General features: G+C 69.9%; 8 protein-coding genes and 2 tRNA genes. 8 read left to right on the forward strand and 2 right to left on the reverse strand.

Annotated features, from left to right (window positions below):
• Positions 1-116 precede the first annotated feature (116 nt).
• Positions 117-2,483, reverse strand: coding sequence for a bifunctional lysylphosphatidylglycerol flippase/synthetase MprF (locus B7K22_RS05860; RefSeq protein WP_084039032.1), 2,367 nt, complete (start codon positions 2,481-2,483; stop codon positions 117-119).
• 204 nt (positions 2,484-2,687) lie between these two features.
• Between B7K22_RS05860 and B7K22_RS12210 the strand changes: the two genes are divergently transcribed.
• From B7K22_RS12210 to B7K22_RS05895, 7 genes are all read left to right on the forward strand, one after another.
• A complete protein-coding gene (locus B7K22_RS12210) occupies positions 2,688-3,620 on the forward strand; it encodes a DUF3566 domain-containing protein (protein ID WP_234983329.1) in 933 nt (310 codons plus the stop codon).
• 88 nt (positions 3,621-3,708) lie between these two features.
• Positions 3,709-3,782: transfer RNA gene (locus tag B7K22_RS05870), tRNA-Ile, on the forward strand.
• A gap of 151 nt (positions 3,783-3,933) precedes the next feature.
• Positions 3,934-4,009, forward strand: a tRNA-Ala gene (locus B7K22_RS05875).
• Between the two features lie 116 nt (positions 4,010-4,125).
• Positions 4,126-5,277: a 3-oxoacyl-[acyl-carrier-protein] synthase III C-terminal domain-containing protein gene (locus B7K22_RS05880; RefSeq protein WP_159448778.1), complete on the forward strand. Its 1,152-nt coding sequence runs from the start codon at positions 4,126-4,128 to the stop codon at positions 5,275-5,277.
• 1 nt (position 5,278) lies between these two features.
• A complete protein-coding gene (locus tag B7K22_RS05885) occupies positions 5,279-5,947 on the forward strand; it encodes an iron-containing redox enzyme family protein (protein ID WP_084039034.1) in 669 nt (222 codons plus the stop codon).
• A 1-nt stretch (position 5,948) separates the two neighbouring features.
• Positions 5,949-6,800: a hypothetical protein gene (locus tag B7K22_RS05890; RefSeq protein ID WP_084039035.1), complete on the forward strand. Its 852-nt coding sequence runs from the start codon at positions 5,949-5,951 to the stop codon at positions 6,798-6,800.
• Positions 6,801-7,036: 236 nt separating this feature from the next.
• Positions 7,037-10,723: a metallophosphoesterase gene (locus B7K22_RS05895; RefSeq protein ID WP_084039036.1), complete on the forward strand. Its 3,687-nt coding sequence runs from the start codon at positions 7,037-7,039 to the stop codon at positions 10,721-10,723.
• A gap of 93 nt (positions 10,724-10,816) precedes the next feature.
• On the opposite strand, the gene B7K22_RS05900 is transcribed toward B7K22_RS05895, so the two are convergent.
• Positions 10,817-11,863: a hypothetical protein gene (locus B7K22_RS05900; protein WP_084039037.1), complete on the reverse strand. Its 1,047-nt coding sequence runs from the start codon at positions 11,861-11,863 to the stop codon at positions 10,817-10,819.
• A gap of 93 nt (positions 11,864-11,956) precedes the next feature.
• Here B7K22_RS05900 and B7K22_RS05905 point away from each other — a divergent pair, with 93 nt between their 5' ends.
• A complete protein-coding gene (locus B7K22_RS05905) occupies positions 11,957-12,493 on the forward strand; it encodes a peptidylprolyl isomerase (RefSeq protein ID WP_084039822.1) in 537 nt (178 codons plus the stop codon).
• Positions 12,494-12,529 lie beyond the last annotated feature (36 nt).

Here is a 12,529-nt window from a genome sequence, read left to right on the forward strand (position 1 = left end):
TTCTCGTCGCTCAACGCCCCCAGACCAGCGAAATGGATCCCTTTCGGTGGTTGAAGGGCCTGGGGCAGCGACGATGAACCGCCAGGAGCGCCGATGGGCGTGCTGGGTGCTATGCGTCAGTCGCCCGGGTGCGCGGCGGCGCGGATGAGGTCCGTGACGGTCGCGTCCGGCAGGTAGGCACGCAGGATGGCGACGGTGATGGCTGGAAGGCGCGCCTCGTCGCGGTACAGGAGGAACATGGGCACGTGCTCGGGCTTGAACTTGGCCTTGAAGCGCTCGAGGCTCGTGAAGCCGTAGTAGGGCTCCATCCGGTCGGCCAGGATGTCGAGCATGCGCTCGACGCTCGACTCGACGTCGCCGGAGTACGACAGCGGCGCGCATGACAGCGAGATGAACTCGTAGCCCGCCTCCTTGAAGTCGAGAGCGGTCTGCGCGATCAGGAACTCCATCACTCCGCCCATGACGCCGTCATCGAGCCGGCGCTTCATGATGTCGATGGTCCACCCGACCACGTCGCCGTCGCGGTAGACCGGCATCCAGCTGGTCATCCCGTGCACGGTTCCGTCCTCGTCGACGGCGAGATGCATGACGACGTTGGGATCGGCGGCCTCCTCGAGGCCGCCGAGCGTGAACCCCATCTCGGGGAGTGACTTGTCGCCCGCCCACTGCGCCTCGATCGCCTCGAGCTGGTCCTTCAGGCCGCGGGGTGCCTGCGCGAGCGGGACCGCACGCATGGTGACCCCCTCGCGCTTGGCGCGATTGAGGGCAGAGCGCACGTCCTGCCACGACTTGCCCGTGAAGGCCAGGTCTGGCAGATGGATGACGGTGTCCTCGGCCACCTGGATCGACTTGTAGTCGAGCTCCGCCAGAGCGTCCCGCAGCGCCGGACCGATGGCGAAGTACGCCTCCCGCCACCCTCGCGCACGACAGTGCTCGGCGAACTCGGTCGCACGGGCCGCCACCGCATCGGTGCCGCCAGCGGGGTCTCCCAGCACCACCGCCGTGTTGCCGACGAGCTTGAAGCCCCACGCCGCCTCGCCGTCCTCGCTCACCCAGTGGGTGATCCCGGGCCAGCGAGCCATGTAGCCGATGCTCGTCATGCCGGCGCGGTCGTTCTGCAGCTCGATGAACCTGTCGCGGGCTTCGGCGGCATCGTCAGGGCGGCGCGAGGTCAGCAGCAGCCCGGCAACGGAGACCGCGATGATCGCGTACCAGAGGAGGCCGATGACCGTGAGGAGGACCCGCGCGGCCGTGGTCTCTGGCTGCAGGCCATCCTCCGAGTCGCCCAGGATGCGAAGGAAGGACGTGGAGAGGGCCTCGTGCCAGGTCGGTTGATGGTCGAACGACGAGCCGAGCGCCATGATCGCGGCGGTCGTGCCCACCATCACGGCCGCCGCCGCGACGCCGATGCGCCTCCAGATGCGCGCTCGCACGCCCCTGGCTCCGCGCACCGCGAAGTGGCGCCGCCCGGCCACGAGGATGACCAGGAGCGCGATGTCGAGCCCGTAGTCCACCCAGAAGCTCGCGCCGGGACGCTGACCGATCAGGAATGCTCCTGCGACCACGGCGACGCCATTCGTGATCATGACGAACCACCACGCGAGACGGCTGCCCCGATGCACCGCGAAGGCGACGATGAGCTGCAGGACGGCGATGCCGACCTCGCCCAGGATCGTCGCGTCGGAGCGCTCGGGGTGCCCGAACTCCAACAGCCCGCCCTCGCCCGGCCAGATGCGCGCGAGCAGCGCGTGGAGGGCGTTGAACACGAGGATGATCGCCGCGACGTCCCGCGTCTCCTGGCCACCCCAGTGAAGACGCGGCCGCTCATACGCGCGCCGCACCGCCCACGGGCCGACCGCGAGACCCACCGCGAACGACACCGCGTGGGTGAGGTCCCAGATCTCTCCGGCCCACAGGATCATCGCGATCGAGTAGAGGATGCCGATGAGCCTCAGGCGGCGCCGCCACAGCAGCGGCATGGCCGCGGTCATGGCGCCGATGGCCCCGAAGGCCATGTTCGAGGCGCCCACGTCCAGCACATCGCCAAGGTCCTGCGCCCACTCCAGTGAGGAGTCCTGGAGCGCCCAGAGGATCGCGGCGACGGTCAGCACGGCGACGACGTGACATCCGACGGTGACCGCGGCCATGCGCAGGAACCCGTATCGGCTCTCCAGGTACCCGGCGCCCACCACGAAAAGGACGATGATCAGCGGATACATCCACGGCGTGGGGCTGATCAGCACGCCGCCGAGGATGGTCCACCAACGCCCATCCTCGAACGCCGGAAGGCCCCAGCCCCAGGTGTCGAGCAGCCCGCTGGTCTCCGCTGGCGTCCACAGTGCGCCGGACACGATGCCGCCGACGAGGATGACCGCGGCGAGCGCGACGGTGCCCGGGGCGGAACGAATCAGCGTCCACGCTCGTCTAGGAACGGAGGGCCCGGTGTCAGCAGCGATGTCAGCGCCGGTCGAAGGCTTGTGCATACGGTCAACCTACTCACGTGAGGACCCGACGGTCGGGGTTTCGCGCATCGGCTGCCACGACTCTCGCGTTCCGCACGCGACTCGGGTACCGTTGTCCGAACCCTCGGCCTGCCCGGCACCAGTGCGCCCGGCGAACCCAGTTCACGGGCCTCAAGTACCCTGGACGCATTGTCCGCGCACGCGCGTGGGCGAGGAGGAGATGTCATGAACGCGGATCACCGCGCCCCGTCGGGCACGCGCCCGACCTTCGCGCCTCAGCACCCTGAAGGCGCCGCGCCCGCGGGCCGCCCCCAGCGCTCATCCCTGCGTCCGATCACCGGCGAGATGCCGGCGTCGGGACAGCAGCCCACCTCCCCTTACACGGCTCCCGCGTCAGGTCAGCAGGCCACCTCCGCGCGGCAGCCCACGTCGAGCCCGCAGCCGAGCGCCGCGGCCGCCCCCCAGGCCCGGGCACGGTCGCCCTTCGCGCCCGTCAACGAGCCCGCGCCCGCAGCTGCGCCGACCACCGGCTCCCAGCCGACGACGACGACTCCCCCGACCGCCGCGACACCCCCGACCACGGGCACCCAGCCGATCACCGCGACGTCCCCCACCACGGGCACCCAGCCGACCACGGGCACTCAGGCCTCGGGCGGCGAGCAGCACTCGTTCCTGGGTGGAGCATCGGTGGGCGCGACCGTGGGCGCCGGGTTCGACAAGCTCAAGGGCTTCGCCATCAAGGCCAAGGACGACCTCACCGCGGGCGACGACATCGCGGCGTCGAGCCGTAGCGGCGGCCCGCGCAGGGCGCGCGTGCTGGTGTCGCGCATCGACCCGTGGTCGGCCCTCAAGATGGGCTTCCTGCTCTCGGTCGCGCTGGGCATCATGCTCGTGGTCGCCGTGTACGTCATCTGGGAGACGATGGACAGCCTGCTGCTGTTCGCGCTCGCTCAGGACTGGGTCGACACCCTCTTCACCGGCGAGGCTCAGGTCGACATCATGCCGGCCTTCGAGCTCAACAAGTGGGTCGCGGGCGCGACTCTGGTCGCCGTCGTCAACGTGGTGCTCCTCACGGCGCTGGCCACGCTCGGCGCACTGCTGTACAACACGGTGTCGAAGGTCGTGGGCGGCGTGTACGTCACCCTCACCGACGACTGACCCCAGCCACTCGCTCACGGCGCATCCCCCGGTTTTGTCGCGTGTGCGCGCGTGGGGTATCGTAGGTCGCCGCGGCTTTCGCCGCACCGGGCCCATAGCTCAGGCGGTTAGAGCGCTTCGCTGATAACGAAGAGGTCGGAGGTTCAAGTCCTCCTGGGCCCACCGAGGTGGTCGAATGAAGAAGATCGTCATCCTTGCCGCAGTGGTCGCGGCGACCGTGCTCGTCTACGGCTCGCTCGCCCGTGACGCTCGGCGCGACATCTGGGATGATGTGCATCACGAGTTCTGACTCTCGAGCGCGGAATCCGCGCACGGGGCCTTGGCGCAATTGGTAGCGCACCTGCTTTGCAAGCAGGGGGTTAGGGGTTCGAGTCCCCTAGGCTCCACCACTGCACGACCCGCCTGCCTCCAGGTCGGGGTCGAACCCATCATGGCTCCGCGTCGTGAGCAGATCGAACTGTGGAGAACCCGGACGGCCCTCGGCGCCCCGGCTATGGTCATCACCATGAGCTCGCAGGCGACCGCATATCTCACCGGATTCGGCCGCTATCTCCCAGGTCCTCCGGTCGACAACGACGGCATCGCCCCGCGCCTGGGGGGCGACGACCGCGTCACCGACCGGATCCGTCGCCGCGTGCTCGAGGAGAACGGCATCCGCACGCGCCACTACGCGCTCGACGAGCATGGCGAGCCCACCGAGCTCAACGAGGAGCTCGCCGTCAAGGCGCTGCGCACGGCGCTCGACGATCGCGGCATCGATGCCGAGGACCTGCGGATGCTCGCGTGCGCGACGACCATGGGCGACGCGCTCGTGCCTGGCTTCGGATCCATGGTGCACGGCCGCCTCGGCGGCGGTCCCATGCAGGTGCTCACCGCGCAGGGCGTCTGCGCCTCGAGCCTCGCAGCGCTGGACGCCGCTGCGGCCAAGATCCGTCTGGGCGATCATCCGCGCGCCGCCGTCGTGGGCTCGGAGCTGCCGAGCCGCAGCCTGCGGCAGAGCCGGTTCGACGGCGCGAGCGCTCGCATGGACGCCCACTTCCTGCGATGGATGCTCTCGGACGGTGCCGGCGCCGTGGTGCTCGAGTTCCAGCCTCACCCGACCAAGCCCTCCCTGCGCCTCGACTGGGTGCAGCACGTGTCCCTGGCGCACGATCATCCGGTGGTGATGCGGTCGGGCATGGAGGGTCTCGACCCGGTGGTCGGTCGCACGTGGCAGGACGTCGACATCGCCACGGCCGCGGCGGAGGGAATGTTCGTCCTCCGCCAGGACATCTCCGTGCTCGACGCCCTCGCGGAGGCGGGCATCCGGCAGTTCGAGCACCTCGTGGACACGGGAATGATCGACATGAGGCGACTCGATCACGTGGTGTGCCACTACAGCACCAACCGGTTTCGCGACCTCGCGTTCGATGGCATCCGCAGGCGCATCCCGACCCTCGACACCGACCGCTGGTACTCGAACCTCGAGACCCGCGGCAACACGGGCACCGCGAGCATCTTCATCGCGCTCGAGGAGGCGTGGCACGACGGCCGCTTCGCGCCCGGGGAGACGGTGCTGCTCGCCGTGCCGGAGTCCGCGAGGTTCTCGTTCGCGTTCGCGCACCTCACCGTCGTCGCACCGCCGTCCATGCAAGCCACTCCTACCGAAGGATCGTGACGTGACCACAACCGAGCAAGCCACCCTCGCCGACCGCCTCGCCGCCGTGTGGGCCGACTTCGACGCGCGGCTCGAGCAGGTCCCTGTGCTCCACCGGCTGGCTCAGGGGACGGTGACGCTCGACGACTACAAGCGGCTGCTGTTCAACCTGCGTCAGCAGGTCGTCGACGGGTCGCCGTGGATCTCCCGCGCGGCCTCGAACTTCGACATCGCGCACTTCGAGCTGCGCACGGCAGCGATCAGCCACGCCCAGGAGGAGCACCGCGACTATCTGATGATCGAGCGCGACTACGTGGCCGTGGGCGGCACCCTCGAGGAGCTGCGCGCAGGCCGGAAGAACATCGGCTCCGAGGCGCTGTCGGGCTACATGTTCACGTACGCCGACCGCCCCAATCCCGTGGGGCTGCTGGGGGCGATGTTCATCATCGAGGGCCTGGGGGCGCAAAGAGCCGCCGGGTGGGCCAGGCGCTTCCAGGAGGTGCTGGGCCTCGCGGACAGCCAGGTGCGGTTCATGATCTACCACCAGGAGGCCGACGCCGAGCACACGGGCAACCTCGAGGCGATCCTGAGCTCAGGGCTCATCGACGAGGAGGCCGCGGACGAGATCGTGCGCTGCGCCGAGGTGGTGGCCCGCCTGTACGTGCTGCAGCTCGAGGAGCTGGATCGCTGACATGGCCCCGCCACCCCGCTCCGACCCGAGCATGTGGGACGCGATCCACGCCGATCCGTCGGTGCCGCTCGACAGGTCGGTCGTGCGCCAGATCATCGACGACCAGCGCCGACCGTCACGCCGCTGGCTCTATCCCGTGGTGCGCATCCTGTCCCGGGTCGCGATCGCGCTGATCTCCGTCGTCAAGCGCGTGCTGCCGTTCCGGTGGATGCCACTCAGGATGATGGACTGGCTGTGCGTGTGGTTCCTGCGCCGCGGCGTCTCGCCCGACGCCGTCGAGCTGCTCGTGCGCCACTTCGTGGTCGAGACCAACCTCGTGAACTTCATCATCCGCAACACCCCGGTCGCGATGGAGCCCGTGACGCTGCGACCCACGGCCCTCGCCGGCCTCGGCGACCAGGCCGTGGTGGAGCACGACGTCAACGTCTACGACGTGCTGATCGCGCTCGACCATGTGGAGCTCTCCCGGCCCTCGCGGCTCGACTTCGCTCAGCTCGACGTCCCGCCGCTCGACGCGGAACGCGGCCGGCGGCGACTGCTGCGCCTCGACATCCAGACCGCGCTGTGCCTCATGAACATCCCGTTCTCCATGGCGCTCACGCTCGAGGAGTACCGTCGCGCCGTGCACTCGATCCGGTTCGACGACTCATTCCTCGAGATCCTGTCGGTGGTGACGGGCGACAGCACCTTCCGCCACTGGAAGATGGGCGGGATGAGCCTGTGGATGGACTCCAACGTGGACGTCCCCCAGATGGTGTACCGCCACGCGCTCATCTGCGAGTACGCGCACGCCCATCTGGTGAAGCTGGCGGGTGGCTCCTACCCGCGCGAGACCGCGGTCGCATTCGACTGACCCCCCAGTCGTCGAGGAACGTGCGCGACCGCCTGCGACGAGCCCCCTCACCTGCGCGTGGCGTCGCTCACCACGGGTGAACGAGACCGCCCGTGCATGACCACCCGCTGAACGTCTCGTGAACCTTCCGCAGACGCGCCCCGCGGCGCATTGATCGGCGCCCGGCGTCACGCTGACATGGGACCGAACGGCGCCGGCAGAGACGCTGCCGGGGCCGCCGAGGAGCTGCTGCGACCGTGCCCCGTCTCATCGCCCGCCTGACGTCGACCGCCGCCATCACCGTCCTCGCCTGCGCAGGGGCGACCGTGCTCTCGGAGCCGGCCGGCGCATCGGCCCTTCCCCTGCGGCCCCTCGCCGAGCCGGAGCGGTACGCGCCCATCATCCAGGTCACCGAGATCGCGGCGGACAGCCCCAACATCGCCGGCACCGACGCCTACGAGTTCATCGAGGTGGTCAACGCCTCTGATGCGCCGCTCGCCTGGGACGACTTCGCCGTGCGATACGTGACTCCGCTCGCCAACCTGTCGACGCGCACGCACCACCATTGGCCCACCGTCGGGCCTGCGCCCGTTCTCGAGCCAGGCGACGCGCTCGTGCTGTGGGTGCGCACACCGGCGAACGCGCACCTCACCGTCGCGGACTTCAACGCGGCGTACGGCACCGCTCTCAAGGAGGGCGACACGCTCGTGCGCGTCGAGGGACCTGGCATGGCGAACGCGGCGATGCGCGGCATCGAGGTGGTCACGCAGGCGGGGCTGTCGGTGTCGAGGGCGTACTACAACGTCGACTCGGACAGGGATACGGGAAGCGGGCTTGGCATGCACTTTGGCCACACGGCCGATGCGCACGCGGCCCAGCCGCCGCGAGGACTCGGCGCGGCTTCCCCCGGCGTGGTGGAGTCAGCGCAGACCGGCCGGGTGGTCGCGGCGCCGGCAGCCGGCGACGCCCCCATGCTCGCGCACGAGCCGCGCTCCGCGTTCGTGCCGGGCAGGCCCGTCAACCTCGAGGTATGGGCGGAGGACGACGGGCTGCTGATGACGCTCGGCATCGAGTGGTGGAGCGATCGGGATCCCGAGCCCCGCGTGCGCCGCCTCGAGACGGACGAGCTGGGCCTCGCGCACGTGACCCTGGGCGCGACCGAGACGATCGCGCGCGAGCGGATCCACTACCGGATCGCTGCGACCGACGGGTTCTCCTCGACGGAGACCGACGTCCACACGATCACCAGCGCGGTCGCACCGGCGCCCGTCACGGTGCGCCACGTCGACTCGTCCCCGGTTGAGGCGGAGCCGTGGGTCGCCTCCGAAGCCCTGCAGCCCGTGGCTGTGCGTGATCCGTCGAGAGCGGGCGACGCCGTGACGGGCCAGACTCTCGTGGTCGCCGCGGCAGCTGACCAGGGCGACGTCGCGATCGCGATCGACGGAGAGCGCGCAGCGAGCCAGCCGTCGCTCGCGCACGAGCCCGTGCTCGCGTTCGAGGCGACGCTCACCGACGACTACTTCCGCAACGGCGTGATGCTCGGCGACCAGGTGCTCAGCGTGTTCGACGTCGGCACCTACGGGGACCAGGCGACCATCGAGACGCTCGTGCCCCTGAGGGCGGTGCGGCCCGGCGAACCGGTGACGCTGACCATCATGTCGGGCACGAAGGCCCTCACCGGGCCCGACCCGCAGGAGGGCAACGACGACTTCGCGGTGAGCGACGTGCGACTCGTGCTGCCCGACGGCTCCGCGCTGCGACCGTTGGAGGATCGCCACCCGGAGGCCTGGGCCGCGGTGGGTGACGGCGCCCGTGCGGCGGCAACGGTGGACGCGACGTTCGTCGTGCCGCCCGCGGCATTCACGGCGGCTGCCCACCGCTGGGACACGACGCGTGCCGGGGACGGCCCACACTCGGTCACGGCCACCGCATCCTCCGGCCGCGCCGAGGTGGAGCTGCTGGTCGACACCACCGCACCCCAGCTCACGCCAAGCATCGAGCCCGGCGCCGTCGTTCGCGGCGAGGTCACCGTCGATGTCGCGGCGACCGACGCTGGAGCGGGCGTGGCCGCGGTCGAGGCGACGCTTGACGGCCGCGCCGTCACGCTGCCCATCACCATGTCCTCGCTCGCCGATGCGCCAGGTGAGCGCCGCCTCGTCGTGACGGCGCGCGACCGCGAGGGCAACGCCAATACGGCCACCGTGCCGTTCATGATCCCGGACGAGCACCCGACCATCGAGGTCGGGGTCGACGGCGCAGACCTGCAGGCGACGGCACGCGATGGCGCGGGCGACGCGCTCGAGGTCACGATGGCGCTCGGAGCGTCCCTGGCGATCGGGTCAGACGTGTCCGTCGCGAGTGGCGCAACGAGTGACTCGGCGGCGGTCGATCGCGTCGACGCACGCCCGGCGAGCGCGAGCGAGAGCACGGCGCTGACGGCGATCGACGGCGACGTGGTCGCCGTCGAGCCGGGCGACGGACTGCCATACCAGCTGATCGAGGCGTCAATTCCCGAGGGAGCCGAGGACGCGAGCCTGCGGCTGAGATGGGATGGGGAGGCGAACGGCGATGCCAGGCTGATGCTGCGCGTGCTCTCCCCCGGACGGGGCGGCAGCGCCGATGCGTGGGTCGAGGTGGACTCCGTCGTGACCCCCTCTGGCGAGGGCGCGCACCCCGTCGCGCTCGACGCCGTCGTCCCCGTCGAGCAGTACGCCGTCGACGGCATCATGACGGCGCTCGTGCAGCACACCGACGGGTACGCGGGCGAGGACCTCTCCACGCGCGCGAGCACGGTGGCACCGCACCACCCGGACGACACGCCGCGCCCCGAGTACGACTTCACGATCGCGTGGGAGTCCGATACGCAGTACTACAACGCGCGGCCCGACATCCATGACCGGCAGCTGTCGATCCACGACTTCCTGCTGAGCCGGCGCGAGCAGCTGAACCTGCAGTACGTGGTCCACACCGGAGACATCGTCGACCTGTCCTCCGACGAGCCGCAGTGGCTGCGCGCCGAGGAGGCATACGCCGCCTTCGACCGTGCAAACCTGCCCTATGGAGTGCTGGCCGGCAACCACGACGTGGATCAGCAGTCCGGCGACTACTCCGACTTCTCCCGATGGTTCGGCGACCAACGATTCCAGCACCGCCCCTGGTACGGCGGGAATCACGAGGGCAATCGCGGGCACTACGACCTCATCACCGTCGGCGGCGTCGACCTGATGTTCGTGTACATGGGCTGGGGCGCGGGCGACGAGCAGATCGCCTGGCTGAATGAGGTGCTCGCCCGGCATCCTGAGCGTGTGGCGGTGCTCGCGCTGCACGAGTACATGCTCACCACGGGCGGCCTCGGGATCGTCCCCCAGCGCATCCACGACGAGGTGGTCGCGACCAACCCCAATGTGCGCATGGTGATGAGCGGTCACTATCACGACGCGTTCACGAGGACCGATCGGTTCGACGATGACGGCGACGGCACGGACGACCGCACCGTCACGTCCATGCTGTTCGACTATCAGGACCTGCCGAACGGCGGCGAGGGCTACCTGCGCCTGCTCCACTTCGATCACGACGGTGGCCGCATCCTGGTGCGCACCTACTCGGACTTCCTCGCCGACTACTCGGCGGTCCACCCGTCGCTGTCCGATGAGCACCAGGAGTTCGAGATCTCGTACGCCGACGCGGGCATCGCCGTGGAGCCCACCTTGCTGCGCGCGGACGCGGTGCGCGCGGACATCCTGACCGACTCGGTGATCGCGCGGTTCGATGAGGTGACGTCAGGTGAATCGGTCACCGCCCGCCGCCAGGACTCATCCTGGTACGCCCGCGCGGTCGACCCTCACGGCGCTGTCGCGATCAGCGACGTCGTCGCTGGCGATGAATCGGAGGCGCCGCCCGCACTGCGCGCGCTGCGGGCCGCCAGCGCACACGGGTCCTCCTGAGCCCCAGCCCAACGGCCGAGCGGACGACGAACCTCTCCGCGACGCACGAACGCCCCGCGCCGCATGTGGCCGGGGCGTTCGTGGTGAGTCGGTCTACTTCTTGGCGCTGCCGCCCGTCCTCTTGGTGGCCGACGACGCGGTCGACTTCGCGGCGGACTTGGCGGTGCCCGTCGTCTTCTTGGCCTCGGTCGCGGTGGTCTTCGCGGCCTCGCTCGCGGCCTCCTGCGCGTCCTCCCAGACGTCCTCGGCGTCATCGATGGTGCTGGTGGCTGCGGCGGAGGCGCGCTCGCGAGCCTCGTCGACCGAGCCGCGCAGCTTCGCCACCTCGCTGTTCGCCGAGTCGCGCACCTTCGAGGCGGATGAGCCAGCCTGGTCGGCGAGCCTCTTGCCCTGCTCGACGGCGGTGTCCTTGACGCGCTCGTAGGCGGGCCCGGCCTGCTCCTTCACCTTGTCGACGTAGGGTCCGGCCTGGTCCTTGACCTTGTCGTACGTGGGACCGGCCTGCTCCTTGACGGCCGCGGCCGCGGTCGCCGCCGCGCCACCCGCCTTCTTGGCGGCCTCGACCGCTGCATCCGTCGCCTTGTTGACGTTGTCGCGCAGCTGCTGCTTGAAGTCACCCTCGCCGGTGAGCTCCCACTCGTCGTCCTCGCCCGCCCACTCATCTCGGCCGGGGTCGCGGCGCGCCCACACCACGAGCGCGGCGGCGGCGGCGCCAGCGAGCACGATCGGGATGAGCACCTTGCCGACCGAGCGGCCCTTGGGCTCGTCCTCGTGCGCGGCGTTCTCGACCGCTCCGATGGCAGCGGGGATCGCCGCGCCCACGATGGCGGCGTGAGCGATGTCCACCCACTGGGTCGCCTTGTCGCCGGCCTTGCGCACGTACGGCTCCGCCTTGAGCGCGCCTTGGTGGTAGGCCCGCTTGGCGCGAGGCTTGGCCCACGCCTTGGCCTTGTCGTACTGAGGCCCCGCCCAGTCCTTGGCCTTGTCGTACTGGGGGCCGGCCCAGGCCTGCGCCTTCGCTGCGGCGTCCTTGGCGTGGTGCGCGGCCTGCTCGGCGGCGGCCTTGGCACTTGCGGCGGCCTCCTCGGCCTGCGCGCGGTACTTGTCGACGTCCTTGCTCAGGTCCTTCTTCCGTCCCACTGGTCTACCTCCATCGGTGTGCACGGGCGTTCCTGATCCTTCATCTTGTCACCTACGAGGTAGGAACACCACTGGCGTGGGAGAATGTTCCGCATGATCGCAACAGTAGAGACCACCGCAGGCGAAATCCGCATCGAACTGCTCCCGAACGACGCCCCCGCCACCGTCAAGAACTTCGTCGGTCTCGCGACCGGCGAGAAGGAGTGGACGGACCCCGAGACCGGCGAGAAGAGCACGGAGCCCTTCTACAACGGCCTGGTGTTCCACCGCGTGATCGCGGGCTTTATGATCCAGGGCGGCTGCCCCGAGGGCACCGGCACCGGCGGCCCCGGCTACACCTTCGACGACGAGATCCACCCCAACAACCAGTTCTCCGAGCCCTACCTGCTCGCTATGGCCAATGCGGGGAAGCGCCTCAACCCCATCACCGGGAAGCCCGGCGGCACCAACGGCTCGCAGTTCTTCATCACTGTCGCTCAGACGCCCCACCTGAACCAGGGCCACACAATCTTCGGCAAGGTCGCTGACGACGAGTCCAAGGCCGTGGTCGACAAGATCGCCTCCACGCCGGTCGACGGCCGCGACCGTCCGCTCGAGGACGTCATGATCACGGGCGTCACCGTCTCCTGAGGCTCGTGTGACCGATCAGCCGGGGGCGCCCGCCGC

This window comes from Demequina sp. NBRC 110053 (assembly GCF_002090095.1).
In the GTDB taxonomy this organism is placed as follows: Bacteria; Actinomycetota; Actinomycetes; order Actinomycetales; family Demequinaceae; genus Demequina.